The 25360-nt window shown below is 72.9% G+C and carries 19 protein-coding genes; 3 read left to right on the plus strand and 16 right to left on the minus strand.

The window, feature by feature from the left end:
- Positions 1-70 precede the first annotated feature (70 nt).
- The 9 genes from AC068A_RS24560 to AC068A_RS24600 form a co-directional block, all read right to left on the minus strand.
- On the minus strand, positions 71-916 hold the full coding sequence (locus tag AC068A_RS24560; protein WP_478588210.1) for a GNAT family N-acetyltransferase: 846 nt from the start codon (positions 914-916) through the stop codon (positions 71-73).
- Positions 917-1068: 152 nt separating this feature from the next.
- Complete coding sequence (gene ispG / locus AC068A_RS24565) at positions 1069-2226, minus strand: flavodoxin-dependent (E)-4-hydroxy-3-methylbut-2-enyl-diphosphate synthase (RefSeq protein WP_478588211.1); 1158 nt, start codon at positions 2224-2226, stop codon at positions 1069-1071.
- 179 nt (positions 2227-2405) lie between these two features.
- On the minus strand, positions 2406-3707 hold the full coding sequence (locus AC068A_RS24570) for a M50 family metallopeptidase (protein WP_478588213.1): 1302 nt from the start codon (positions 3705-3707) through the stop codon (positions 2406-2408).
- Positions 3704-4957, minus strand: a complete 1254-nt coding sequence (gene dxr / locus AC068A_RS24575) for a 1-deoxy-D-xylulose-5-phosphate reductoisomerase (RefSeq protein ID WP_478588215.1) — start codon at positions 4955-4957, stop codon at positions 3704-3706. The genes AC068A_RS24570 and dxr overlap by 4 nt, the downstream gene beginning before the upstream one ends.
- Before the next feature lie 20 nt (positions 4958-4977).
- On the minus strand, positions 4978-6318 hold the full coding sequence (locus AC068A_RS24580) for a hypothetical protein (protein WP_478588217.1): 1341 nt from the start codon (positions 6316-6318) through the stop codon (positions 4978-4980).
- Between the two features lie 63 nt (positions 6319-6381).
- Positions 6382-8325 carry an acyl-CoA dehydrogenase family protein gene (locus tag AC068A_RS24585; protein ID WP_478588219.1) on the minus strand — a complete coding sequence of 648 codons (1944 nt, stop codon included), beginning with the start codon at positions 8323-8325 and terminating at the stop codon, positions 6382-6384.
- 210 nt (positions 8326-8535) lie between these two features.
- Positions 8536-9981 (minus strand): aldehyde dehydrogenase family protein, encoded by a 1446-nt coding sequence (locus AC068A_RS24590; protein WP_478588220.1) that lies wholly within the window; start codon positions 9979-9981, stop codon positions 8536-8538.
- Positions 9982-10219: 238 nt separating this feature from the next.
- Entirely contained in the window at positions 10220-11800 is a 1581-nt protein-coding gene (locus AC068A_RS24595; protein WP_478588222.1) for a PucR family transcriptional regulator, read from the minus strand.
- Positions 11801-11910: 110 nt separating this feature from the next.
- Positions 11911-14181: an ATP-binding protein gene (locus tag AC068A_RS24600; RefSeq protein WP_478588224.1), complete on the minus strand. Its 2271-nt coding sequence runs from the start codon at positions 14179-14181 to the stop codon at positions 11911-11913.
- A 245-nt stretch (positions 14182-14426) separates the two neighbouring features.
- Between AC068A_RS24600 and gabT the strand changes: the two genes are divergently transcribed.
- Both gabT and AC068A_RS24610 read left to right on the plus strand, forming a co-directional pair.
- Complete coding sequence (gene gabT / locus AC068A_RS24605; protein WP_478588226.1) at positions 14427-15761, plus strand: 4-aminobutyrate--2-oxoglutarate transaminase; 1335 nt, start codon at positions 14427-14429, stop codon at positions 15759-15761.
- 133 nt (positions 15762-15894) lie between these two features.
- Positions 15895-16686, plus strand: coding sequence for a phosphatase PAP2 family protein (locus AC068A_RS24610; RefSeq protein WP_478588227.1), 792 nt, complete (start codon positions 15895-15897; stop codon positions 16684-16686).
- A 31-nt stretch (positions 16687-16717) separates the two neighbouring features.
- On the opposite strand, the gene AC068A_RS24615 is transcribed toward AC068A_RS24610, so the two are convergent.
- The 7 genes from AC068A_RS24615 to AC068A_RS24645 form a co-directional block, all read right to left on the minus strand.
- Positions 16718-17185: a bifunctional DNA primase/polymerase gene (locus AC068A_RS24615; RefSeq protein ID WP_478588228.1), complete on the minus strand. Its 468-nt coding sequence runs from the start codon at positions 17183-17185 to the stop codon at positions 16718-16720.
- A gap of 151 nt (positions 17186-17336) precedes the next feature.
- The gene (locus tag AC068A_RS24620; protein WP_478588230.1) at positions 17337-18755 is read right to left on the minus strand and encodes an NAD(P)/FAD-dependent oxidoreductase; all 1419 of its coding nucleotides are present in this window, start codon (positions 18753-18755) and stop codon (positions 17337-17339) included.
- A gap of 21 nt (positions 18756-18776) precedes the next feature.
- Complete coding sequence (locus AC068A_RS24625) at positions 18777-19571, minus strand: ABC transporter permease (protein ID WP_478588232.1); 795 nt, start codon at positions 19569-19571, stop codon at positions 18777-18779.
- Entirely contained in the window at positions 19571-20500 is a 930-nt protein-coding gene (locus AC068A_RS24630; RefSeq protein ID WP_478588233.1) for an ABC transporter permease, read from the minus strand. The genes AC068A_RS24625 and AC068A_RS24630 overlap by 1 nt, the downstream gene beginning before the upstream one ends.
- Positions 20497-21648: an ABC transporter ATP-binding protein gene (locus AC068A_RS24635; protein ID WP_478588235.1), complete on the minus strand. Its 1152-nt coding sequence runs from the start codon at positions 21646-21648 to the stop codon at positions 20497-20499. Before AC068A_RS24635 ends, AC068A_RS24630 begins: the two co-directional genes overlap by 4 nt.
- Positions 21649-21716: 68 nt before the next feature.
- Positions 21717-22964 (minus strand): polyamine ABC transporter substrate-binding protein, encoded by a 1248-nt coding sequence (locus tag AC068A_RS24640; protein ID WP_478588236.1) that lies wholly within the window; start codon positions 22962-22964, stop codon positions 21717-21719.
- A gap of 51 nt (positions 22965-23015) precedes the next feature.
- A complete protein-coding gene (locus tag AC068A_RS24645) occupies positions 23016-24530 on the minus strand; it encodes a gamma-aminobutyraldehyde dehydrogenase (RefSeq protein ID WP_478588238.1) in 1515 nt (504 codons plus the stop codon).
- A gap of 181 nt (positions 24531-24711) precedes the next feature.
- Between AC068A_RS24645 and AC068A_RS24650 the strand changes: the two genes are divergently transcribed.
- Positions 24712-25290, plus strand: a complete 579-nt coding sequence (locus tag AC068A_RS24650; RefSeq protein WP_478588240.1) for an NADAR family protein — start codon at positions 24712-24714, stop codon at positions 25288-25290.
- The last annotated feature ends 70 nt before the right edge of the window (positions 25291-25360 follow it).

A 25360-nucleotide genomic window follows, 5' to 3' on the forward strand; every position in this document is an offset into this window, starting at 1 on the left:
CCGCCGACCGTGCCGCGGCCGCGCCGCCGCCGGCCCGGCGGGCGCCGTGGCGGCGCGGCGCGGCGGCCGCTCAGAACAGGACGCTCATGAACGCGCCGACCTCGCGGAAGCCGACGCGCCGGTACGCCGCCCGCGCGGCGGCGTTGAAGTCGTTGACGTACAGGCTGACCACGGGCGCGACGTCGTGCAGCGCGAAGCCGACGACGGCGGCCATGCCGGTCTCGGAGTGCCCGCGGCCGCGGAACTCGGGGGCCACCCACACACCCTGGATCTGGCAGGCGGAGGCGGTGGCGGCGCCGATCTCCGCTTTGAAGACGACCTTGCCGTTCTCGACCCGGGCGAACGAGCGGCCGGAACCGACCAGCTCGGCGACCCGGGCCTGGTAGAGGAGCCCGCCGTCGCCGGCCAGCGGCGAGACGCCGACCTCCTCGGTGAACATGGCCACGCAGGCGGGCATGATCAGGTCCATCTCGTCCTTGCGGATGCGGCGGACGAGCGGGTCGGGCCGCACCTCGGCGGACGGCTGCTCGGTGACCATGAGCGGCTGGTGGGCGCGGACCTCGCGGGCCGGGCCCCAGCTGGGCTCCAGGAGCCGCCACAGCAGCCCGGTGGCCTCGGCCGGGCCGACGATGGAGGAACAGCGGCGGCCCGTGCGCCGGGCGCGGTCGGCGAAGGCCCGTACGGCGTCGGGGCCGGCGCAGACGGGGACGAGGTTGGCGCCCGCGTAGCACAGGGAGCGCAGCTCGCCGCCCGCGTAGTAGCCCCACATCTCGCCGCCCAGGCGCCAGGGGTCGAGTCCGGCGACCTGGACCCGGGAGGTGACGAAGGCGTTCTCGACGGGCTCGCGTTCGAGGATCGCGAGCGCGGCGTCGAGATCGCCGGGCTCGAGGACCCGCGTGGTGGTCTGCGTCAACACTGGGGCCTCACCTACAGGGCTACTGATCTGTCGAACTGTACCCGCCGCGCGGTGGGAATGCCTGGTCGCACGGGTCACGAAAAGGCCGCGGCCCCGCCCGCGAGCTGCGGAAACGGGGCCGGGGCCGGTGGGGTGCGGGGCGCTGGCGGGGCTCAGGCGCCGATGGCGACGGTGGGCTCGCCGGAGGGGACGCCGTCCTTCTCCATCTGCTCGGCGATCTTCATCGCCTCCTCGATGAGGGTCTCCACGATCTTCGACTCGGGCACGGTCTTGATGACCTCGCCCTTGACGAAAATCTGGCCCTTGCCGTTGCCGGAGGCGACACCGAGGTCGGCCTCGCGGGCCTCGCCCGGGCCGTTGACGACACAGCCCATGACCGCGACGCGCAGCGGGACCTCCATGCCGGTGAGGCCGGCGGTGACCTCTTCGGCCAGCTTGTAGACGTCGACCTGGGCACGGCCGCAGGACGGGCAGGAGACGATCTCCAAGCGGCGCGGCTTGAGGTTCAGCGACTCCAGGATCTGGCGGCCGACCTTGACCTCCTCGACCGGCGGGGCCGAGAGGGAGACTCGGATGGTGTCGCCGATGCCCTCGGAGAGCAGGGCGCCGAAGGCGACGGCGGACTTGATGGTGCCCTGGAAGGCGGGGCCGGCCTCGGTGACGCCGAGGTGCAGCGGGTAGTCGCACTGCGCGGCCAGCAGGCGGTAGGCGTTGACCATCACGACCGGGTCGTTGTGCTTGACCGAGATCTTGATGTCGCGGAAGCCGTGCTCCTCGAAGAGGGAGCACTCCCACAGCGCGGACTCGACCAGCGCCTCGGGGGTGGCCTTGCCGTACTTCTGGAGCAGGCGGCGGTCGAGGGAACCGGCGTTGACGCCGATGCGGATCGGGGTGCCGGCGTCGCCGGCGGCCTTCGCGATCTCCTTGACCTTGTCGTCGAACTGCTTGATGTTGCCCGGGTTCACGCGGACGGCGGCGCAGCCGGCGTCGATCGCGGCGAACACGTACTTCGGCTGGAAGTGGATGTCGGCGATGACCGGGATCTGCGACTTCTTCGCGATGACGGCGAGGGCGTCGGCGTCGTCCTGGGTCGGGCAGGCCACGCGGACGATCTCGCAGCCGGCGGCGGTCAGCTCCGCGATCTGCTGGAGCGTGGCGCCGATGTCGGAGGTACGGGTGGTGGTCATGGACTGCACCGACACGGGTGCGTCGCCACCGACGGCCACCGTGCCGACCTGGATCTTGCGGCTGACCCTGCGGTCGGCAAGCTTCGTCGGCACGGACGGCATTCCGAGAGAGATGGCAGTCATCTGCTGTGCAACCCCAAGGTGCGGTGTGGATCGAGGTCCCGAGATCGGCGGGCTCCGGCTTCGAGGTTACGCCAACGTGGGCGCCGCCCTTGCATCCGAGGGGGCCCCGACACCCGTACGCAACGGGCCGGGCACGATTCGTGCCCGGCCCGCGCACGCCTGGCGCACATGCGGTCGAATCAGGTGATCTTGATGGGGTTCACCACGTCGGCCACGAGGACGAGCAGCGTGAAGCAGACGAAGACGCCGGCCACGACGTACGCGGCGGGCATCAGCTTCGCCACGTCGAACGGGCCGGGGTCGGGCCGGCGGAACACCTTGGCCACCGTGCGCCGCACCGACTCCCACAGGGCGCCCGCGATGTGCCCGCCGTCCAGCGGCAGCAGCGGGAGCATGTTGAACAGGAAGAGGGAGAGGTTGAAGTAGCCGACGAGCTGGAGGAAGACCACCAGCCGGTCCGTGGCCGGGATGTCCAGGGCGGCGATCTCCCCGCTGATCCGGGCCGCGCCCACGATGCCCATCGGGGAGTCGGGTTCGCGCTCGGCGCCGTCGAAGGCGGCGTTCCACAGCCCCGGGATCTTGGCAGGCAGCTTGAGCAGCCCTTCGAGGCTCCGGTCGACCTCATCGACCATGTGGCCGACGGACTGGCCGAAGGTCAGGGGGACCGTCTCGGTCTTCGGGGTGAAGCCGAGCCAGCCGGCCGTGACGTACTCGCCCTTGACGTAGCCGCCGTGGCCGTCGGTCTTGGCCACCCGGTTCTCGATCAGTGTCACGGGCAGGGTGAGGCGCTTCCCGTCCCGCTCGACGGTGACGGTGGCGGGGCCCACGGTGTCGCGGATGCGCTGCTGCAGGACGGACCAGTCGGTCACGGCGCGGCCGTTGAAGGCGACGATGCGGTCGTCCGGGCGCAGGCCGGCGGCCTTGGACGGGGCGACGGGGTCGCCGTCCTTGCAGACCTCGCGCTTCTCGCTCTGCTGGATGATGCACGGCGAAACGCTGGCGATCTTCGTGGTCGTCTGGTTCGCCCCGAAGGTCATCCAGACGCCGAAGAAGACCGCGATTGCCAGCACCAGGTTCATGAACGGGCCGGCGAACATCACGATGACGCGCTTCCACGGCTTGCGCGTGTAGAAGAGCCGCGTCTCGTCGCCCGGCTGGAGCTCCTCGTACGCCGCCGAGCGGGCGTCCTCGATCATCGAGCGGAACGGGGAGGTCGACCGGGCGGTGACCTTGCCGTCGTCGCCGGGCGGGAACATCCCGATCATGCGGATGTAGCCGCCCATCGGGATGGCCTTGATCCCGTACTCCGTCTCGCCCTTGTGCCGCGACCAGATGGTCGGGCCGAAGCCGACCATGTACTGGGGCACGCGGATGCCGAAGAGCTTGGCCGTGGAGAGGTGGCCGAGCTCGTGCCAGGCGATGGAGACGAGCAGCCCGAATACGAAGATCAGTATGCCGAGCACCGTCATGAGTGCTGTCATGCGCGCGCCTCCACGGCGGCCTGTGCCGCCATCTCCCGTGCCCGGGCCCTGGCCCAGGTCTCCGCTTCGAGGACGTCCTCCACGGTGAGGGAGGTTCCCGTGTCCGGCGTCCCGTGCTCATCGACCACGGCAGAGACCGTATCCATGATTGCCGTGAACGGCAGCCGACCGGCCAGGAACGCGTCCACGCACTCCTCGTTCGCCGCATTGAAGACGGCGGGGGCGGTGGAGCCGAGCGTGCCCACGCGCCGGGCCAGGTCCACGGCCGGGAAGGCCTCGGTGTCGAGGGGGAAGAACTCCCAGGTCGACGCCTTGGTCCAGTCGAAGGCGGGGGCGGCGTCCGGGACCCGCTGCGGCCAGCCGAGGCCGATCGCGATGGGTCCGCGCATGTCCGGCGGGGTGGCCTGGGCGAGGGTGGAGCCGTCGGAGAACTCCACCATCGAGTGGACGTAGGACTGGGGGTGGACGACGACCTCGATGCGCTCGAACGGGATGTCGTAGAGCAGGTGCGCCTCGATGACCTCCAGCCCCTTGTTGACCAGGGTCGCCGAGTTGACGGTGATGACCGGGCCCATCGCCCAGGTGGGGTGCGCGAGCGCGTCCTCGACGGTGACGGACGCCAGCTCGGCGCGGGTGCGGCCGCGGAAGGGGCCGCCGGAGGCGGTGACGACGAGCTTGCGGACGTCGGCCCGGGTGCCGGCGGCGAGGGCCTGGAAGAGGGCGGCGTGCTCGGAGTCGACCGGGATGATCTGCCCGGGCTGCGCGAGCTCCTTGACCAGCGGGCCGCCGACGATCAGCGACTCCTTGTTGGCCAGGGCGAGAGTCCGGCCCGCCCGGAGCGCGGCGAGGGTGGGCGCGAGGCCGATGGAGCCGGTGATGCCGTTGAGAACGGTGTGGCATTCGGAGGCGGCGAGCCCGGTCGCGGCGTCCGGCCCGGCCAGGATCTCGGGCAGCGGCTCGGAGGCTCCGTAGGCGGCGCTCAGCGCCTCTTTCAGGGCCGGTACGGCGTCCTCGCGGGCCACGGCCACGGCGCGCACCCGCAGCTGCCGGGCCTGCTCGGCCAGCAGCCCCGGGCGCCCGCCCGCGGCGGACAGCGCGGTCACCCGGAACCGGTCCGGGTTGCGCAGGGCCAGGTCGATGGCCTGGGTTCCGATGGACCCGGTGGAGCCGAGGATGACGATGTCCCGGCGGCCGGCCGCGGCGTCGAAGAGGAGGTGCGGATCGGCGAGGGGGGCTGGACTGTCGCTCATTCCCCCATTGTCGCGGCAACTCAGGAGCGCTTGGACACGGAGTCCCCACCCGGCTCCCCGCGCAGTACGTCAGCGAGCAGCTCGGGCAGGGTCCCGACGTAGTCGGGCAGGGCGCGGGCGGCCTCCCACCAGGCGTCGGGGTCCGTGCCGAGGGCGGCGTCGCACAGCCGGTCGGCCTCGGCGCGGGCGGCGAGGACGGCCCCTGGCCGGTCGTACCGGTCGGGGTGGTCGGTGTCGCCCAGCCAGTGGTCCTCGTCCAGCGCCCAGGCGGCGGGCGCCTTGTGCCGGACGACGTCGGTGCCGGTGAGCACGCCGCGGTCCAGGCAGGCGCGGACCCAGCGGATGTCCTCCCGCACGTCGCCCATGGCGTTCGGGACCCCGAGGCTGGCCAGGGCCAGCTCGCGGTCGACACCGCCGACGACCGGCCGCGGGGAGCCGGGGGCGAGGTCCGTGACGGCCTGGCCGAGGGTGGCTATCGCGCCCTCCGAGCCCGGCCGGGGAGCGGCCCCGGCGGCCACCGCGGCCGCCAGCTCGGGCAGGGTGCCGCGGAATCCGGGGGCGTGGCGGCCGAGTTCGGCCCACAGCCGCGGGTCGTCGCCCAGCACGGGGCGCAGCACCCGGGTCAGGGCGGCGCGCATGCCGGTCCGTTCGTCGAGGTTCCAGCCCAGGTTGGCGGTGGCGTGCAGCTGCCCGAGCAGCAGCGTGCGGTGGGCCGGTGCCACGGCCGCCGCGAGCTCGTCGAAGGTCAGGGTGCCGGTGCGGACGGCGCGGACCGCCGGCCGGTGCCAGTCGGGCCCGTACGCCTCCTGCGCGCGGGTGTCGAGCAGTGCGAGGCAGGTCTGCCGGTCGAGCCCGCCGACCAGCAGCAGCGCCTCGGCGGAGCCGGGCGGCAGCGGGGAGCGGGCGTGCTCGCTCAGCAGCAGGGCGGGGTCGAGCTGGTGGTCCAGGGTCAGGATGCTGAGCGGGACCCGAGGGCGGCGACGGCCGTGCAGGCGCAGCAGGCCGACCACCTCGGCGCTGGTCAGCGGCGGCTCCGGCGCCCGCCCCAGCTGGGCGCCGATGGTGGCCAGCAGTTCGGGCGAGGGGCCGGGGCGGGCGGCGTACCGGGCGGGGCCGGGCAGGCCGGGCAGCGGACGGCCGAGCACGTGCGGGTTGCGGGCGACGGTGGCGCGGTCCTCGGCGGTGCCGTCCCGCAGCAGCAGGGTGACGACGGGGGCCGGGAGGTACTCGTCGCGGCACAGGTAGCGGCGGGTGGGGGCGTCGAGCCGCCCGAGGACGGCGGCGGCGACGGCGTCCGGTGCGTGGCGCAGCAGCAGCGCCACGCACCAGGCGAGCCTCCGGCTCTCCCTGTCCGTGTTCACATGCATCCGATTCCCCGTCGCCGGTCCTGTACGCCTCAACCGGCGCCCGGCGATGATCGCAGGTCAGCGGAAGGGGCGGTGGACGTTTTCCCGGGTGGACGGGCCGGGGGTGGCATCGGCGATCCACATGCCGTCGCCGGAGGGGTCGAGGACGCCCTCCTCCAGCCAGGTGTAGCTGCCGGCGAGCACCCCGGCGACGACCTTGCGGTCCAGGTCGTCGGTGTTGCTCCAGAGCCGTCCGAACAGCTCCTCGACCCGGATGCGGGACTGCCGGCAGAAGGCGTCGGCCAGCTGGTAGGCCTCGCGGCCGTGGTCGCCGGTGGCGCGCAGGTGCTCGGCGCGGACGCAGGCCGCGCTCATCGCGAAGAGCTCGGCGCCGATGTCGACGATCCGGCCGAGGAAGCCCTGCTTGGTCTCCATCCGGCCCTGCCAGCGGGACATGGCGTAGAAGGTGGAGCGGGCGAGCTTGCGGGCGCTGCGCTCCACGTGGCGCAGGTGGACGGAGAGGTCGGGGTGGCCGGCGGGGTGGAACTCGCGGTAGGTGCCGGGGACCTGGCCGGGGCCGGTGGCGAGCTTGGGCAGCCAGCGGGCGTAGAAGCCGGCGGCGCGGGCGCCTGCCCTGGCCTTGTCGCCGAGGTCCTTGTCGGGGTCGATGAGGTCGCCGGCGACCGACAGGTGGGCGTCGACGGCCTCGCGGGCGATCAGCAGGTGCATGATCTCGGTGGAGCCCTCGAAGATGCGGTTGATGCGCAGGTCGCGCAGCAGCTGCTCGGCGGGGACGGCGCGCTCGCCGCGGGCGGCGAGCGACTCGGCGGTCTCGAAGCCGCGTCCGCCGCGGATCTGGACCAGCTCGTCGGCCATGAGCCAGGCCATCTCCGAGCCGTAGAGCTTGGCGAGGGCGGCCTCGATGCGGATGTCGTTGCGGTCCTCGTCGGCCATCTGGGAGGCGAGGTCGACGACGGCCTCCAGTGCGAAGGTGGTGGCGGCGATGAAGGAGATCTTCGCGCCGACGGCCTCGTGGCGGGCGACCGGGCGGCCCCACTGCTCGCGGACGCCGGTCCACTCGCGGGCGATCTTCAGGCTCCACTTGCCGGCGCCGACGCACATGGCGGGCAGGGACAGCCGGCCGGTGTTGAGGGTGGTCAGCGCGATCTTCAAGCCGGCTCCCTCGGCGCCGATGCGCTGCGAGGCGGGGACCCGGACCCGGTGGAAGCGGGTGACGCCGTTCTCCAGGCCCCGCAGGCCCATGAAGGCGTTGCGGTGCTCGACGGTGATGCCGGGCGAGTCGGCCTCGACGACGAAGGCGGTGATCCCGCCGCGGTGGTTCTCCGAGGCGGGCACCCGGGCCATCACGACGAGCAGGTCGGCGACGACGCCGTTGGTGGTCCACAGCTTCACGCCGTCGAGGACGTAGGCGTCGTCGCCGTCCGGGACGGCGGTGGTGGCCAGCCGGGCCGGGTCGGAGCCGACGTCCGGCTCGGTGAGCAGGAACGCGCTGATGGCGGTGGTGGCGCAGCGCGGCAGGAAGGTTTCCTTCTGCTCCTGTGTGCCGAACATCTTCAGCGGCTGGGGGACGCCGATCGACTGGTGGGCGGAGAGCAGGGCTCCGATGGCGGGGCTGACCGATCCGACGAGGGCCAGCGCCTTGTTGTAGTACACCTGCGTCAGGCCGAGGCCCCCGTACTTGGGGTCGATCTTCATCCCGAGGGCGCCGAGCTCCTTGAGTCCGCGCACGGTCTCGTCGGGGATCCGCGCCTCCCGCTCGATGCGGGGGCCGTCGATGGCAGTCTCGCAGAACGCCCTGAGCCGGGCCAGGAAGGCCTCGCCGCGCCGGACGTCCTCGTCGGCGGGCTGCGGGTGCGGGTGGATCAGGTCGAGGCGGAACCTGCCGAGGAAGAGTTCCTTGGCGAAGCTCGGTTTGTGCCAGTCCTGTTCCCTGGCCGCCTCCGCGACCTGCCGTGCGTCGCGCTCGGTCACCTTGGGCTGTGCGGGCTGTGTTGCGGACATGAGGGGGCTCACCTCGCCGCCGATTGGGGGACGCTTCTGACTACCAGCGGGTGCTACTTGGGAGTCGTACCCGCTTCGTCCGGTCCGGAAAAGCCCGGCTGGGCCGGGCGGGGGAAGGCCGGGTGGGGGAACGCCGGGGGCGGGGGAAAAGGGAACGGCCGGAGCCCCCGCACAGTGGGCTCCGGCCGTCGGCCAGGTGGACGTACGGAATCAGATGTTCAGGCCGGTCAGGACCAGGACTCGCTCGTACGTGTAGTCGTCCATCGCGTAGCGGACGCCCTCGCGCCCGACACCCGACTGCTTGACGCCGCCGTAGGGCATCTGGTCGGCGCGGTAGGACGGCGCGTCACCGATGATCACGCCGCCGACCTCGAGCTCGCGGTGGGCGCGGAAGGCGACCTGGATGTCGTGGGTGAAGACACCGGTCTGCAGGCCGAACTTCGAGTCGTTGACGGCGGCGAAGGCCTCGTCCGTGTTCTCGGCCTTGTGCAGGGTGAGGACCGGGCCGAAGACCTCCTCGCAGGCGAGGGTGACGCCGTCGGGCAGGTCGGCGAGGACGGTCGGCTCGTACGAGGCACCCTCGCGCTTGCCGCCGGTGAGCAGCTTGGCACCGGCGGAGACGGCCTCGTCCACCCAGGACTCGACGCGCTTGGCGGCGTCCTCGGAGACGAGCGGGCCGACGTCGGTGGCGTCGTCGGACGGGTCGCCGGTGACCTGGGCCCGGACCTTCGCGACGACCTTGTCGACGAGGCGGTCGTAGACGGAGGCGTCGGCGATCACGCGCTGCACGGAGATGCAGGACTGGCCGGCCTGGTAGTTCGAGAAGGTCGCGATGCGGGTCGCGGCCCAGTCGAGGTCGGCCTCGGAGGACCAGTCGTCGAGGACGACGGCGGCGGCGTTGCCGCCGAGCTCCAGGGTGCAGTGCTTGTGCGGCACCGACTGCTGGATGGCGTAGCCGACCTTGTCGGAGCCGGTGAAGGAGATGACGGGCAGGCGGTCGTCCTGGACCAGGGCCGGCATCTTCTCGTTGGCGACCGGCAGGACCGACCAGGAGCCGGCCGGGAGGTCGGTCTCGGCGAGCAGCTCGCCGAGGATCAGGCCGGAGAGCGGGGTGGCCGGGGCCGGCTTGAGGATGATCGGCGCGCCGACGGCGATGGCCGGGGCGACCTTGTGGGCGCACAGGTTCAGCGGGAAGTTGAACGGCGCGATGCCGAGGACCGGGCCCTTGACGAAGCGGCGGGTCAGGGCCAGGCGGCCGACGCCGCCGGCGTCGGTGTCGAGGCGCTGGGCCTCCCCGCCGTTGAAGCGGCGGGCTTCCTCGGCGGCGAAGCGGAACACGGAGACGGCACGGCCGACCTCGCCGCGGGCCCACTTGATGGGCTTGCCGTTCTCGGCGGAGATCAGCTGGGCGATCTCCTCGGTGCGCTCGGCGAGCCGCTTGGACACGTGGTCCAGGGCGGCGGCGCGGACATGGGCGGGGGTCGCGGAGAACTCCGCCGTCACGGCGTACGCCGCGGCCACGGCCTCTTCGACCTGGGCGTCGGTCGGCACGCTGACGGTGCCGACGAGACGGCCGTCCCACGGGTTGTGGACGTCGAAGCTGTCCTCGCCGGTGGCCAGGCGGCCGGCGAGCCAGAAGGCGTGGCTGGAGGTCATGCGAATCCCGGCCCTTCGGATGTGTGCGGGTCCTTGTCGACACCACCGTAGGACTCCGGGCCCGATTCGCGGCTTGTCCGCCGTGGAGTACGCGACGGCCCGGCCACGCCGCTTTGTCGGTTTTCCGGGGGCCGGGGCGGCATGCGGGCCGCCTCCGGCGGGGCGGGGGCCCGCCCGGGACCGTCCGGACCGCCCGCGCCCGGGACCGCCCGGGACCGTCGGGGGCGGGGCAGGCCGGTCAGGTCGGGGTCGAGGCGGCCTTCAGGGCGAGCCACAGCTCCATGCGGACGTCCGGGTCGTCCAGGGAGCGGCCGAGGATCTCCTCCACCCGCCGCATCCGGTAGCGCAGGGTGTGCCGGTGCACGCCGAGGTCGGCCGCCGCCGCGTCCCACTGGCCGTGCCGCGAGAGCCACGCCTGGAGCGAGGCCACCAGGTCGCCGCGGCCCTTCTCGTCGTGCTCGCGCAGTGCCCGCAGCGTGCCGTCCGCGAAGGCCCGTACGGCCTCGTCCGCGAGCAGCGGGAGCACCGAGCCGGCCGCGAGGTCCTCGTGCTCCACCATGGGGCGGCCGCGCCGCCGGGCCACGGCCAGCGCCTGGTCGGCCTGCTTGTACGCCGCCGCCACGCCCGAGGGGTCGGCGGGCCCGGACATCCCGACCACCAGCTCGTCCGGTTCGGGGCCGGCGGCCTCGCGGCCGCGCCGCGATTCGAGGGCCTCTGCGTGGTCGGCGCAGGCCTGGACCGCCGCGCCGCCGTCGGCGGCCAGCACCAGCAGCCGTCCCGGCTCGGGCACCACCAGCAGCGCCTCCCCGGTGCGGGCGGCCGCCGACTCCAGGGTGTCGGCCAGCAGCGCGAGCCCCTGGGGCGGTGCGGTGCCCGGCAGCGCCGGCTCGGCCACGATCAGGCGGAACGGGGTGTCCAGCAGCCCCCCGTACAGGTCCCCGGCCACGGTCCGCGCGTGCTCGGCCTCCCCGGCCAGCAGCATCCGCAGCACCGCGGCCCCCAGCCGGAACTCGGCGTCGTGCAGCGACCGCGACCGCTCGGTGGTGAGGGTGAGCAGCGCGACCGCGGAGTGGACGGCGTACCGCTCGGCGGTGCCGAGCGGTGCCCCGGTGCCCACGGCCAGGGCCCCGCGGGCCCGCCGGCCGGTGCCCAGCGACTGGAGCTCGACGCGGTCCTCGGCACTGCCGACGACGGCGCTGGCCGGGGCCGGGCGCTCGCGCAGCCGCTCCACGTCCGGAACGAGCCGGGCGGCGCGGCGCGCGGCCCATTCCGGGGCGGCGGCGACCACGGCGCCGGAGGTGTCGTAGAGGGCGGCCCAGCCGTGCACGTGTGCGGCGAGCCGGGCCAGCAGTTCGGCGGGCCCTTCGGCGGAGAGGGCGGCCCGGGTCAGCTCGCGCTGCGCCTCGAAGCCGGCGGTGACGGCCCGGTACTGGTCGGCGGCGAGGGCTGCGGACACGGCCTTGCTGATGGCGAGGAAGGGGGTCCGGCGCGGCACCTCGAGCAGCGGGAGGTCCTCGGCACGGGCGGCGTCGACCAGGGCCTGCGGGATCTGCTCGTAGTTCACGCCGACGGCGAACCCGATGCCGACGACGCCGGCCGCGGCGAGGCGGCGTACGTAGCGGCGCATCTCCTGCGGGTCCTCGGCGTCCAGCTTCATCGCGGTGATCAGGAGGAGTTCCCCGCCCTCCATATAGGGGACGGGGTCGGCGAGCTCGCTGACGTGCGCCCAGCGGACCGGGGTGTCCAGGCGGCCCTCCCCCGCCCGGACGCTGAGCTTGAGCGCCGAGTGCTGGACGAGTGAGGCGAGGGTGAGCGGCATCGGGGTACCAGGGGCCTTAACGGGAGCGGGGACGGCGCGGACACAGCCGGGGGATTTCGCCGTGTCGTATGAACGGCTCTCCTCGATTCTGCCACCCCGTACGGGTCCGCTCAGCCGGCTCCGGCGAGCCGGACCAGCAGCGGAGCCGCCCGCTCGCCGCGCACCGAGGTCAGCGACAGCACCGCGTGCCCCGGCGGTACGGCGTGCGCGAGGTCGGAGGCGGACCAGCGCTCGCGCTCCACCTGCCGTACGGTCACCGCGTCGGTGGTGACGGCCTTGCCGGTGACGAGCTTGCGGAAGGCGTGCACGGCCCGGGTCAGGGGCTGGTCGGCGAAGACGGTCCGGTGGGTGACGTCGCGGGCCTCGACCCACTCGGTGCCCCAGGCCTCCGCGAAGCGCTTGCCGTCCCAGGTGGTGACGCCGGAGAAGGCCATCCGGCAGCCGACCGCGCCGAGCAGCGGGGTGCGCAGCGCCTCGGGCACGTCGTCCAGGGTGCGCAGCGCGAGCAGTACGCCCGCGTTGGCCGAGCGCAGCCGCTGGAGGCCGCGCACGGTCTGCGGGGTCAGGGTGTGCGAGGCGTCGTCGAAGGCGAGGAAGGCGAACAGGGACCGGTCGGTGCGGGCGGCGGCGGAGGCGTTGAACTGCGCGAGGAGCAGCCGGGCCAGGATCCGGGAGGCGTCGGCGTGCCCGCGCTCGGGCAGGTCGATGCGGACCCGCAGCGGGTGTTCCAGGGTGCGCAGGGAGAAGGGGCGCCCCTGTCCGGTGGTGTCGAAGAAGCCGGCGAAGGCGGGCCGGTCCAGCAGGGCCACCCGGTCGGCGAGGGCCGGTCCGGGGTCGCCGTGGGTGCCGTGCTGCCGTTCGCGGGCGTCGAGCTCGCGGAGCATGACGTGCTGTCCGGCGGCGTCGAGGTCGGCGCGCAGCCCGTCGAGGGCGCCGGGCACCCGGTCGAGGAGCTCGCGCAGTTCCGGCACGGCGGGGAAGCGGCCGTACGCGGTCCGGAACGGGCCGAGGAGCTGGGCCAGGGCGGTCGCGGCGCGGCGCACCTCCAGGCCGGGGACGTCGCCGACGAAGGCCTCGGCGAGCAGGGTGGCGGCCTCGTCGGGGTCGGTGGTGCCGCCGTAGAGGTCGAGGTCGTAAACGGAGTCGGGGTCGCCGACGCGGACCACGACGTCGAAGCCGTCGTCGGGGCCGAGCCGGGTGCCGGCCGAGGCGACCGCGATGACGGCGGCCTGCCCGGCGAGCGCCTGGAGGGCGAGCGATTCGACGACGGGCCGCACGAGCCGGTCGGTCTTGCCCGCGCCGGAGGGGCCGACGGCGAGCAGCGAGGTGCCGAGCACGGAGGGGTCCAGGGCGAGGCGGGTGCCGCGGCGGGCGTACGGGTTGCGCTCGCCGGGATCGACGGTGCCGAGCAGCACCTGCCGGGCCAGCAGGTCGTGCCGGGCGGCCCGCACGGGCAGGTCGCGGGCGCCAGAGGGGTGCAGGCAGGCGGCGGCGCCCTTGTCCCGCACGGCTCCGGCGAAGGCCACCGCCCGCGAGGGCTCGGCGCTCACGGAGTCCCAGGCGCGCCGGATCCGGGTGTAGTCCACGTCGTTCATCCGGCCGGAGGCGGCCTCGTCGCCGAGCCGGTCGGCGAGGTCGGGGAACCCGGCCTGCCGCAGCTGCGGCCAGCCGGCGGGGTCGTCGGGGCCGCCCGGCTCGGGCCGGTCGGGAGCGGTGTGCACGGCCTGCACGGCCTTGACGGCGCGGCTGCCGACGGCGCGGCGGGCCAGCTCGGGCCAGCGGCCGAGGCGGCCGAAGCCGATGGCGAGGGTGAGGCCGACGATGGTGTACCAGGTGTACGCGGCGACGACGGAGGGCATCGTCCCGGCCCAGGAGTCGGGCGTGAACATGTAGAGCGGCCAGAGCCAGAAGCCGCCCAGGTAGCCGTTCCAGAGCAGGGACCACAGCAGCAGCCCGGCGAGCAGGGCGATCAGGGCCCCGCTGACGAGCTGGCGGGTCGGGGTGCGCTCCGGCTCCTCGGCGGGGCGCGGGACGTGCCCGTACGACCACACGCCCGGCCCGTCGGGGACGCGGGGGATGCGCAGCCAGTCGGCGAGGGAGGGCCCGGCGCCGGGGGCGTGGACGGGCTTGGGCGGCAGCCCGGCGGCCGCGGGCGGCGCGGCGGCCGCGGGCGGCGCGGCGGCCGCGGGCGCTGCCGGCGGAGCTGCCGGGGCCGGCCGCGCCGCGGGGCTCGGCGGCGGGCCAGCCGGGCTCGGCGGCGGGCCGGCGGGCCGCGGGACCTGTCCGGCGGCCGGCGGGGCGCTTGCCGTGGGCGGCGGGACGTGCCCGCTGTGCGGCGGCCGCCTCTCGCCGGTGCCGTGCGGCGTGCCGTCGGTGTCCATGAACCCCTGCCCCCCTGCCCGTGCCTGCGCTGCGTCGCTCAATGTAGTTGCCCGACGGCGGATCCGGGCCGGTACCGGCCGGTGTCGCCGCGGTCCGCACGGCGCGCGCCGGGTCCTTGCTATGGCCGCCGCGGACAAGGACACGCACAGATCACTCCCGATCGGAGCATGCCGTACCCCCTCCCCCGGGCCTAGCCTGCGGACAAAGACACAAGTGCGTCCGAAAACACCCCCAGGAGCCCTCCATGACCGCTGTCCCGCAGGAGCGCAAGCTCGTCACCGCGATCCCCGGCCCCAAGTCGCAGGAGCTGCAGGCCCGCCGTCTCGACGCGGTGGCCGGCGGCGTGGGCTCCGTCCTGCCTGTCTTCACGGCGCGCCTGGACGGCGGCATCCTCGAGGACGTCGACGGCAACCGCCTGATCGACTTCGGCTCCGGCATCGCCGTGACCTCGGTCGGCGGCTCCGCCGAGGCCGTCGTGCGCCGCGCGACCGCGCAGCTCGCCGACTTCACCCACACCTGCTTCATGGTCACCCCGTACGAGGGCTACGTGGAGGTCTGCGAGGCGCTGGCCGAGCTGACCCCGGGTGACCACGCCAAGAAGTCGGCCCTGTTCAACTCCGGCGCCGAGGCCGTCGAGAACGCCGTCAAGATCGCCCGCGCGTACACCAAGCGCCAGGCCGTCGTCGTCTTCGACCACGGCTACCACGGCCGCACCAACCTCACCATGGCGCTGACGGCGAAGAACATGCCGTACAAGCACGGCTTCGGCCCGTTCGCCCCCGAGGTCTACCGCGTCCCGGTCGCCTACGGCTACCGCTGGCCCACCGGTGCCGAGAACTGCGGCCCGGAGGCCGCCGCCCAGGCGATCGACCAGATCACCAAGCAGATCGGCGCCGAGAACGTGGCCGCGATCATCATCGAGCCGGTGCTCGGCGAGGGCGGCTTCATCGAGCCGGCCAAGGGCTTCCTGCCGGCGATCGTGGAGTTCGCCAACGACAACGGCATCGTCTTCGTCGCGGACGAGATCCAGTCCGGCTTCTGCCGCACCGGCCAGTGGTTCGCCTGCGAGGACGAGGGCATCGTCCCGGACCTGATCACCACCGCCAAGGGCATCGCCGGCGGTCTGCCGCTGGCCGCCGTGACCGGCCGCGCCGAGATCATGGACGCCGCGCACCCGGGCGGCCTGGGCGGTACCTACGGCGGCAACCCGGTGGCCTGCGCCGGTGCGCTGGGCTCCATCGAGACCATGAAGGAGCTCGACCTCAACGCCAAGGCGAAGAGGATCGAGTCCGTCATGAAGTCGCGCCTGACCGCGCTGCAGGAGAAGCACGAGATCATCGGCGACATCCGCGGCCGCGGCGCCATGATCGCCATCGAGCTGGTCAAGGACCCGGAGTCCAAGACCCCGAACCCGGAGGCCGCCGCCGCGCTGGCCAAGGCCTGCCACGCCGAGGGCCTGATCGTCCTCACCTGCGGCACCTACGGCAACGTGCTCCGCTTCCTGCCGCCGATCGTCATCGGCGAGGACCTGCTGAACGAGGGCCTGGACATCATCGAGGCCGCTTTCGCGGGCATCTGAGCGACCGTCCGAACACGCGTCCCGGTCGCTACCGCCGGTAACGGGCGGGCGCTGTGAAGAAGATGTGGGGGGCCGATGGCAGGACCGCGTTCCTGCTGTCGGTCCCCTTTCCGCTGCCGTACGGTTTCTGCAGATGAGTGAGACACCCCGCTCCCGGGCAACCGGGGGCGATCCCGGTACCGGGCATCCCCAGCGCCGTACTGGGCCTGCGTTCGCGCGCACTCCTCACCGATCGGACGGCCGTCCGCCCCAAACCCCCCGGGGCGCACGGCGGCCCGATCCGGCCGGCCCTCCCGGAACCATCCCCCCTGTTCCGGGACGGCCGGCCACTCTTCTCCTTCTCCTCCTGTGCCTGCCGGCCCTCGCCCTCGCGACCTGGCAGGTCCTGGTCTCGGGCCCGCTGCTGGCGCCGGACGAGGCCCTCAGCCGCGCCCTGGTCCGCGGCCTCCCCGACGCCGTCACCGAGCGCCTCTCCGACCTCGGCAACCTTCCGGTCGCCGTCCCGGTGCTGGCGCTGGCGCTGGCGTACGCGGTCCGGCGCGGCAACCGGCTCGGCGCGCTGGCGGCCGGCCTGGCCATGGCCCTGGTCCCGGCCCTCGTGGTCCCGCTGAAGCTGTGGACCGCCCGCCCGGGCCCGCTGGAGCCGTGGGCCGCCGGCTACTTCCCCTCCGGCCACACGGCCACCGCGGCCGTCGCCTACCTCGGGGCGGCCCTGCTGCTGCGCCCGTACACCCGGGGCCCGTGGCCGGTGGCCGCCGCCCTCGTCCTGACGGGCGCGACGGCCGCCGGCCTGATCCTGCGCGGCTGGCACTGGCCCCTGGACGTCCTGGCCAGCCTGCTGCTCTGCGTCCCGCTCCTGCTCGGGGTCGCCCACGCGGTCGGCCGCGGAGCACGGATCCGCCCCGGCAGGCCGCACGGGCCCTGAGGCACCGTGGGCCTGCCGGGCACGGGGGCGCTCACGGGCTGCGGTCCGCTTCCCCCGCCGTCAGTTCCGCCGCGGCCTCGTGCATCGCGAGTTCCAGCACCGCCGGGTCGGTCAGCGTCCCCCGGCCGTCCGGAACCACCAGCCAGCGGACCCCCTGCGCCGCCCGGCCCGGGTACGGAACCACGATCCAGGTCCCGCGCCCCGCACCCCGTACGCCGGTGCCGACCCAGTGCGAGGCCGTGCCCGGGGGCACGAAGAAGCCCAGCCGGGTGCCGCCCGGGCCGGCGAGCACCGGGCCGGGCCGGTCGCGCAGGCGGCGCAGGACGGTGAGGGTCGCCCGCCCCAGCGCCCCGGGCAGGATCAGCACGTCCCACCGCCGGCCGGCGGGCAGCAGGGCGGTGCCGCGGGGGCTGCGCTCCCAGTCCCACCGGCAGGCGTCCGGATCGGGGGCCGCCAACACGAGCCAGTTCACCACGGTCTTGATCTCCGAGCCCTGCATCGCCCGGCCTCCGTTCCCTGTAGGTGAGGGGTTCTCACCAGGAGAGAGCGGGGCCGGTCGCATCGATGACGCGGGTTCGGTTCCCCCGAGATGGTGAACCGGCTCACGCAGAGACGACGGGGATGCGCCGGCCGCCCGGCCGTCAGCCGGATCAGGAATCGAACCCGAGGCCGAATTTGTCGAGCGTCCTCAGCCACAGGTTGCGGCGGCCGCCACGGGCGTCGGCCCGGGCCAGGGACCACTTGGTGAGCGTGATGCCGGTCCAGGCGAAGGGCTCGGGCGGGAACGGCATCGGCTTGGACCTGACCATCTGGAGCCGGGTCCGCTCGGTGCGCGCGCCGTCCAGCAGGTCCAGCATCACCTCCGCGCCGAAGCGGGTGGCGCCGACGCCGAGCCCGGTGAAGCCGGCGGCGTAGGCGGCCCGGCCGGAGTGTGCGGTGCCGAAGAATGCGGAGAAGCGGGAGCAGGTGTCGATGGCCCCGCCCCAGGCGTGGCTGAAGTTGATGCCCTCCAGCTGCGGGAACGCGGTGAAGAAGTGCTGGGCGAGCTTCAGGTACGTCTCGGGGCGGTGGTCGTACTCGGAGTCGAGCCGGCCCTTGTAGGGGTAGACGGCGTCGTAGCCGCCCCACAGGATCCGGTTCTCCGGGGTGATGCGGAAGTAGTGGAACTGGTTGGCGCTGTCGCCCATGCCCTGGCGGCGCTGCCAGCCGATGGCCTTCAGCTGGCCGGCGGTCAGCGGCTCGGTCATCAGCGCATAGTCGTAGACCGGGACGGTGAACGGGCGGATCCGCCTGACCAGGGAGGGGAAGATGTTGGTGCCGAGCGCCACCCGCCGGGCGAAGATCCGCCCGTACGGCGTGCGTACGGCCATCCCCGCGCCCGAGGGGGCCAGCGACAGGCCCCGGGTGTTCTCGTAGATGCGCACGCCGAGGCCGAGGCACGCCCGCTTCAGGCCCCAGGCGAGCTTGGCGGGGTTGAGCATGGCCACGCCGTCGGTGTCCCACAGGCCGGCGAGGAACGTCGGCGAGTCGACCTCGGCGCGCAGCTCGTCGCGGTCGAGCCAGCGCGAGCCGCCCGCCAGGCCCAGCCTCTGCGCCTCCTCGTGGAGTGCGCGCAGCTCCTCGACCTGGTGGGGCTCGGTGGCCACGTCGATCTCGCCGGTGCGCTCGAAGTCGCAGTCGATGCCGTAGCGGGCGACCGCCGCCTCGATCCCGTCGAGGTTGCGGGCGCCCAGCTCCTCCAGCCGGGCGAGTTCGCCCGGCCACCGGGCCAGGCCGTTGGCCAGGCCGTGCGTGAGGGAGGCGGCGCAGAAGCCGCCGTTGCGGCCGGAGGCGGCCCAGCCCGCCTCCTTCGACTCGATCAGGACGACGTCCCGGGCGGGGTCGCGCTCCTTGGCGATCAGCGCGGTCCATAGGCCGCTGTACCCGCCGCCGATGACCAGCAGGTCGCAGGCCTCGTCGGAGGTCAGGGCCGGCTGTGCGGCGGGCTTGCCGGGGTCGTCCAGCCAGTACGAGACCGGCAGTGCTTCGGAAAGGGATTTCGCAACGCTTCGCATGGCGACCGGGGCCATGTCTTCCAACTCCCTACAGGGTTACTTGGGCTGTGCGTTCTTGCGGCGGTTGCCGACCGTCTGGGCGGCGAGGACCACCAGCACCGCGATGACGAACATCGCCGTGCCGATGACGTTGATCTGCACGGGCGTACCGCGCTGGGCCGATCCCCACACGAACATGGGGAAGGTGACGGTGTTGCCCGAGTTGAAATTGGTGATGATGAAGTCGTCGAAGGAGAGCGCGAAGGCCAGCAGCGCGCCCGCCGCGATGCCGGGCGCCGCGATCGGCAGGGTGACCCGTACGAAGGTCTGCACCGGGCCCGCGTAGAGGTCGCGGGCGGCCTCCTCCAGCCGCGGGTCCATCGACAGCACCCGCGCCTTGACGGCGGCGACGACGAAGCTGAGGCAGAACATGACGTGGGCGATCAGGATCGTCCGGAAGCCCAGCTGCACGCCCATGTTGAGGAACAGCGCGAGCAGCGAGGCGGCCATCACGATCTCGGGCATGGCCATCGGCATGAAGATCAGCGAGTTGACCGCACCGCGCGCCCGGAACCGGTACCTGACCAGGGCGAACGCGATGGCGGTGCCCAGCAGGGTGGCGGCGAGGGTGGACCACAGGGCGATCTGGAGCGACAGGGACAGGGAGCCGCACAGGTCGGCGACCCCGCAGGGGTCCTTCCAGGCGTCGAGGGAGAACTCCTGCCAGGCGTAGTTGAACCGCCCGGCGGGGTTGTTGAAGGAGAACAGCGTCACGACGGCGTTCGGCAGCACCATGTAGGCGAGCGTGCCGAGGCCGGCGATGACGACGAGGTTGCGGCGGAACCACTGCATCAGACCAGGTCCTCCGTTCCCGCACGGCGGATGTAGAGGGTGACCACGACCAGCACGACGGCCATGAGGATGAAGGAGAGCGCGGCCGCCGTCGGGTAGTCGAGGACGCGCAGGTACTGCGACTGGATGACGTTGCCGATCATGCGGGTGTCCGTGGAGCCGAGGAGCTCGGCGTTGACGTAGTCGCCGCTCGCCGGGATGAAGGTGAGCAGGGTCCCGGAGACCACGCCCGGCATGGACAGCGGGAAGGTGACCTTGCGGAAGATCGTGGCGGGGCGGGCGTACAGGTCCCCGGCCGCCTCGTGGAGGCGCGGGTCGATGCGCTCCAGGGAGGTGTAGAGCGGAAGGACCATGAAGGGGAGGAAGTTGTACGTGAGGCCGCAGACCACCGCGAGCGGCGTGGCCAGCACCCGGTCGCCCTCGGTGAGGCCGAGCCAGCCGGTGACGTCCAGGAAGCCGGTCGCGTTGAGGAAGGACACGACCGGGCCGCCGTCGGACAGGATCGTCTTCCAGGCCAGCGTGCGGATCAGGAAGCTGGTGAAGAACGGGGCGATGACCAGCACCAGCAGCAGGTTGCGCCAGCGGCCCGCCCGGAAGGCGATCAGGTAGGCCAGCGGGTACCCGAGCAGCAGGCACAGCACGGTCGCGGCGCCGGCGTACAGCAGGGAGCGCAGGAACTGCGGGAGGTACTCGGTGAAGGCCTCCCAGTAGGTCCCGAAGTGCCAGGTGACCTCGAAGCCCTCTTCGAGGGAGCCGGTCTGCACCGAGGTCGAGGCCTGGTAGATCATCGGCAGCACGAAGAAGACGAGCAGCCACAGGATGCCGGGCAGCAGCAGCCAGTACGGGACCAGCCGCTTGCGCAGGGAGGGCTTGTGGAGCGGGGGCTCGGCGGGGGCGGGGGCCCCGGGTGGGGCCGCGGTGGCGGTCATGCGCTCTCCTCGACCGTCTCGATGCCCGCCTCGATGTCCTGTGCGGCGTCCAGGCCGAACGTGTGCTCCGGGTTCCAGTGCAGGACGACCTCGGTGCCCGGGGTCAGGCGGGGGTCGCGCTCGATGTTCTGTACGTACACCTCCAGCTCGGGGCAGACCGGGCTGTCGATCACGAACTGGGTGGAGACGCCGATGAAGGAGGAGTCGGCGATCCGGCCGGCGACCTTGTTGCGGCCGGCCGCGACGGTGTGCTCCTCGTCCGCGGGGACCAGGGAAATCTTCTCGGGGCGCACGCCGACCAGCAGCTTTCCACCGGTCCTGGGGGTGGTCGCGCAGCGGGCGGCGGGCAGCCTGAGCTTGGTCCCGGCGGAGCCGACGACCACGTCGGGGCCGCCCGCCTCGACGACCTCGGCCTCGATGAGGTTGGAGGTGCCGAGGAAGTTCGCGACGAAGGTGGTGCGCGGGTTCTCGTAGAGCTCGGCGGGCGCGCCGAGCTGCTCCACCCGGCCGCCGTTCATCACGGCGACGGTGTCGGCCATGGTCATGGCCTCTTCCTGGTCGTGCGTGACGTGCACGAAGGTGATGCCGACCTCGGTCTGGATCCGCTTGAGCTCCAGCTGCATCTGGCGGCGCAGCTTGAGGTCGAGGGCGCCGAGGGGCTCGTCGAGCAGGAGCACCCGGGGGTGGTTGATCAGGGCGCGGGCGACGGCGACGCGCTGCTGCTGGCCGCCGGAGAGCTGGTGCGGCTTGCGCTGGGCGAACTGGCCGAGCTCGACCAGGTCGAGCATCTCCTCGACCTGCTTCTTGACGGACTTGATGCCGCGGCGGCGCAGGCCGAAGGCCACGTTCTCGTAGATGCTCAGGTGCGGGAAGAGCGCGTAGCTCTGGAAGACCGTGTTCACGGGGCGCTTGTACGGCGGCAGCCGGGTGACGTCGCGCTCGCCCAGGTGGACCGTGCCGGTGGAGGGCTCCTCCAGGCCGGCGATCATGCGCAGGGTCGTGGTCTTTCCGCAGCCGGAGGCGCCGAGCAGGGCGAAGAAGGAGCCCTGGGGGACGGTGAGGTCCAGCGGGTGCACGGCGGTGAACGTGCCGTAGTTCTTGCTGATCCCGGCGAGGCGGACGTCGCCGCCCGCGGTCTTGTCAGTCATGGGTCGCGGCCTTCGGTGGTGGTGTTCTTCGGAAGAGTGCGGGGGGGCGGTGCCGGTACGGGTGCTCGTCAGGCTCCGATGAGCTTGGCGAACCTTTCCTCGTACTCGGTCTCTTCCTCGCTGGTGAGCATGCGGAAGGCATGGGCCCTGGCGGTCATCTCCTCGTCGGGAATGATCAAGGGGTTGTCCGCGAGCGCAGGATCGATTTTCGCAAGGTCGTCCTTGACGCCTGCGACCGGGCACACGTAGCTGATGAAGGCCGCGAGCCGGGCGGCGATCGGGGGCTCGTAGTAGAAGTCGATGAGCTTCTCCGCGTTGGCCTTGTGCCGGGCGCGGGCCGGTACGAGGAGGTTGTCGCTGGAGGTGATGTAGCCGGCGGCGGGGATGGCGTACCGGATGTCCGGGTTGCCGGCCTGGAGCTGGATGACGTCGCCGGCCCAGGCCAGGCAGGCCGCGAGGTCGCCCTTGTCCAGGTCGGAGGTGTAGTCGTTGCCGGTGAAGCGGCGGATCTGCCGGGTGTCCACGCCCTTCTGGAGCCGGGCGACGGCCGCGTCGTAGTCCGCGGTGGTGAAGGCCGCGGGGTCCTTGCCCTGGTCGAGGAGGGTCATGCCGATGGTGTCGCGCATCTCGGTGAGGAAGCCGACCCGGCCCTTGAGGGTGGGGTCGTCGAGCATCTGGGTGACGGAGTCGACCTTCTTCCCGCCGGTCGCCTTGGTGTTGTACGCGATGACGGTGTTGATGCCGGTCCACGGGTAGCTGTGGGCGCGGCCCGGGTCCCAGTCGGGGCTGCGGTACTGCGGGATCAGGTTGGCGAAGGCGTGCGGCAGGTGGGAGGGGTCGAGCTGCTGCGCCCAGCCCAGGCGGATGATGCGGGCCGCCAGCCAGTCGGTGACGACGATCAGGTCGCGGCCGGTGTCCTGGCCGGCCGCCAGCTGCGGGCGGATCTTGCCGAAGAACTCGACGTTGTCGTTGATGTCCTCGGTGTAGTTGACCTCGATGCCGGTCCGCTTGGTGAACTCCTCCAGCGTCGGGTGGGTCTTCTCGTCGTCGCTGATGTCCATGTACTCGGTCCAGTTGGAGAAGTTGATCATCTTCTCCGTGTCCGAGTGGTCGTCGGAGGCCGCCGTCGCGGGGTCGCGCCGGGCCGGCGGGATGCCGCAGGCGCTCAGGGAGGCCAGGCCGCCGAGGGCGAGGGCGCCGGCGCCGGAGGCGCGCAGCAGGGAGCGGCGGGTGAGGGCGCCGCGTCCGCCGGTGAGGCTGCGACGCATCGCGGCGACCTGGGCCGCGGAGAGGCGTTCGGGCTCGAACTGCTCCATGGGCTGTGCCCTTTCGGGATGGGTGGCCGCTGGTCGGACGGCCGGCTGCTGCTATCGGTCCCCGAAGATCGTGCGGTGCCAGTCCTTCGCGGCAACCGCGGTGTTGTCGTACATCACGTGCTTGACCTGTGTGTACTCCTCGAAGGAGTACGAGCTCATGTCCTTTCCGAAGCCGCTCGCCCGGTATCCCCCATGGGGCATCTCACTGATGATCGGGATGTGGTCGTTGACCCAGACGCAGCCCGCCCGGAGCTCGCGGGTGGCGCGGCCCGCCCGGTAGACGTCGCGGCTCCAGGCGGATGCGGCGAGTCCGTACGGGGTGTCGTTGGCCAGCGCGATGCCCTCGTCGTCGGTGTCGAAGGGCAGGACGACGAGGACCGGCCCGAAGACCTCGGACTGGACGATCTCGCTGTCCTGGGGTGCGCCGGTGATCAGGGTGGGCCGGTAGTAGGCGCCGTCGGCGAGGTCGCCGCCCGGGATCGCGCCGCCGGTGGCGACGGTGGCGTAGGCGCGGGCGCGCTCGACGAAGCCGGCGACGCGGTCGCGCTGGGCGTGGGAGACGAGCGGCCCGAGGTCGGTGGCCGGGTCGAAGGGGTCGCCCAGGCGGACGCCCTCCATCAGCTCGGCGACACGGGCGGTGAAGGCCTCGTACAGGGGGCGCTGGACGTAGGCGCGGGTGGCGGCCGTGCAGTCCTGGCCGGTGTTGATCAGGGAGGCGGCGACGGCGCCGTGGGCGGCGGCCTCCGGGTCGGCGTCGTCGAAGACGAGGAAGGGGGCCTTGCCGCCGAGCTCGAGGTGGAGCCGCTTGACGCTGGCGGTGGCGATCTCGGCGACGCGCCTGCCGACGGAGGTGGAGCCGGTGAAGGAGGTCATGGCGACGTCCGGGTGGCCGACCAGGTGCTCGCCGGCGTCCCGGCCGGCGCCGGTGACGATGTTGACCACGCCGTCGGGGATGCCCGCCTCCGTGGCGGCCCGGGCGAACATCAGGGAGGTCAGCGGGGTCGGCTCGGCGGGCTTCAGGACGATGGTGTTGCCCGCGGCGACGGCCGGGAGGATCTTCCAGGCGGCCATCTGGAGGGGGTAGTTCCAGGGTGCGATGGAGCCGACGACCCCGATGGCCTCGCGGCGTACGTACGAGGTGTGGTCCCCGGAGTACTCGGCGGCCGCCTGCCCCTGGAGGTGGCGGGCGGCGCCCGCGAAGAAGGCGGTGTTGTCGATCGTGCCCGGTACGTCGAACTCCGTGGTCAGCTTGATCGGCTTGCCGCACTGGAGCGACTCGGCGTACGCGAGGTCCTCCGCCTGCGCGGCCAGGACGGCCGCCAGCCGGTGCAGGGCGTCCGAGCGCTCGCCGGGAGTGGCCGCAGACCAGGCCGGGAAGGCGCGCCGGGCGGCTGCCACGGCCTCGTCCACGTCGGCGGTGGAGGCCGGCTCGTAGGTGAGCACCTCGCCACCGGTGGCGGGGTCGACCACGGTGTGCGACCGTCCGGAGGTACCGGACCTCAGGCGGCCGTCGATGTACTGCGCGCCGTCCGCGAAGCGCTCCTTGACCGGGAAGCGACTGCCCATCACGCTCTCACGCCCTCGTGGCTTCAGCTCGAATTGAGTGCCGATCCTGGCAGAGGTGTGGCCTGCCGCCAAGTGATTCCGTTGTTGCCTTTTGATTACGCGACGGATTCGGTCGACCATGTGTCGAGACGCACGTCAAATCCCGTACGGAGTGTCCGTGGCGACTGCCAGACTCCCGTGCATGGAGAAGATCGACGCGTTGATCGAGCAGGTCAGCCGAGGTGACCGGGTGAAGTTCCTGCCGTTCTGGGGACACCGGCCGCGGCCGGACGGGACGCTCGGCCCGAGCTGCCTGAGCCAGTGGTGGCCGTCTCCGTTCACCGTGGACGGAGTCCGCTACGAGACCGCCGAGCACTGGATGATGGCCGGGAAGGCGCGGCTGTTCGGGGACGCCGACGGGGAGCGCGCCGCGCTCGCGGCCAAGACCCCGGCCGAGGCCAAGAAGGCCGGGCGGCTGGTCCGCGGCTTCGACGACGCCGTGTGGGAGCGGGAGCGGTTCGCCCTCGTGGTGGAGGGCAGCGTGCACAAGTTCCGCTCCACGCCGCAGCTGCGCTCGTACCTGCTGACGACCGGGGACCGGGTCCTGGTGGAGGCGAGCCCGCTGGACCGCGTCTGGGGCATCGGCCTGGCGGCCGATGACGCGCGGGCGCTGGACCCGGCGCGCTGGCGCGGGCTGAACCTGCTCGGCTTCGCCCTGATGGAGGCCCGCGAGCGGCTGCGCGCGGAGGCGCAGGAGCCGCAGGAGGCGCAGGAGGCGTAGCGCCCGCAGAAATTGCGTGGCGGCCCCGCGGGGCCGCGGCCTACGGTGTGATCGTCCAGGTGCGCAGGCG

It is taken from the genome of Streptomyces sp. NPDC043854, assembly GCF_056436005.1.

What these genes read in the sequence shown, in the direction of transcription:
- AC068A_RS24620 (WP_478588230.1), bottom strand. Translation starts at nt 18,755, where the DNA reads ATGGCCCCGGTCGCCATGCGAAGCGTTGCGAAATCCCTTTCCGAAGCA.
- AC068A_RS24640 (WP_478588236.1), bottom strand. Translation starts at nt 22,964, where the DNA reads ATGGAGCAGTTCGAGCCCGAACGCCTCTCCGCGGCCCAGGTCGCCGCG.
- ispG (WP_478588211.1), bottom strand. Translation starts at nt 2,226, where the DNA reads ATGACTGCCATCTCTCTCGGAATGCCGTCCGTGCCGACGAAGCTTGCC.
- AC068A_RS24645 (WP_478588238.1), bottom strand. Translation starts at nt 24,530, where the DNA reads ATGGGCAGTCGCTTCCCGGTCAAGGAGCGCTTCGCGGACGGCGCGCAG.
- AC068A_RS24595 (WP_478588222.1), bottom strand. Translation starts at nt 11,800, where the DNA reads ATGCCGCTCACCCTCGCCTCACTCGTCCAGCACTCGGCGCTCAAGCTC.
- AC068A_RS24615 (WP_478588228.1), bottom strand. Translation starts at nt 17,185, where the DNA reads ATGCAGGGCTCGGAGATCAAGACCGTGGTGAACTGGCTCGTGTTGGCG.
- AC068A_RS24570 (WP_478588213.1), bottom strand. Translation starts at nt 3,707, where the DNA reads ATGACAGCACTCATGACGGTGCTCGGCATACTGATCTTCGTATTCGGG.
- dxr (WP_478588215.1), bottom strand. Translation starts at nt 4,957, where the DNA reads ATGAGCGACAGTCCAGCCCCCCTCGCCGATCCGCACCTCCTCTTCGAC.
- AC068A_RS24635 (WP_478588235.1), bottom strand. Translation starts at nt 21,648, where the DNA reads ATGACTGACAAGACCGCGGGCGGCGACGTCCGCCTCGCCGGGATCAGC.
- AC068A_RS24625 (WP_478588232.1), bottom strand. Translation starts at nt 19,571, where the DNA reads ATGCAGTGGTTCCGCCGCAACCTCGTCGTCATCGCCGGCCTCGGCACG.
- AC068A_RS24590 (WP_478588220.1), bottom strand. Translation starts at nt 9,981, where the DNA reads ATGACCTCCAGCCACGCCTTCTGGCTCGCCGGCCGCCTGGCCACCGGC.
- AC068A_RS24630 (WP_478588233.1), bottom strand. Translation starts at nt 20,500, where the DNA reads ATGACCGCCACCGCGGCCCCACCCGGGGCCCCCGCCCCCGCCGAGCCC.
- AC068A_RS24585 (WP_478588219.1), bottom strand. Translation starts at nt 8,325, where the DNA reads ATGTCCGCAACACAGCCCGCACAGCCCAAGGTGACCGAGCGCGACGCA.
- AC068A_RS24600 (WP_478588224.1), bottom strand. Translation starts at nt 14,181, where the DNA reads ATGGACACCGACGGCACGCCGCACGGCACCGGCGAGAGGCGGCCGCCG.
- AC068A_RS24650 (WP_478588240.1), top strand. Translation starts at nt 24,712, where the DNA reads ATGGAGAAGATCGACGCGTTGATCGAGCAGGTCAGCCGAGGTGACCGG.
- gabT (WP_478588226.1), top strand. Translation starts at nt 14,427, where the DNA reads ATGACCGCTGTCCCGCAGGAGCGCAAGCTCGTCACCGCGATCCCCGGC.
- AC068A_RS24610 (WP_478588227.1), top strand. Translation starts at nt 15,895, where the DNA reads ATGAGTGAGACACCCCGCTCCCGGGCAACCGGGGGCGATCCCGGTACC.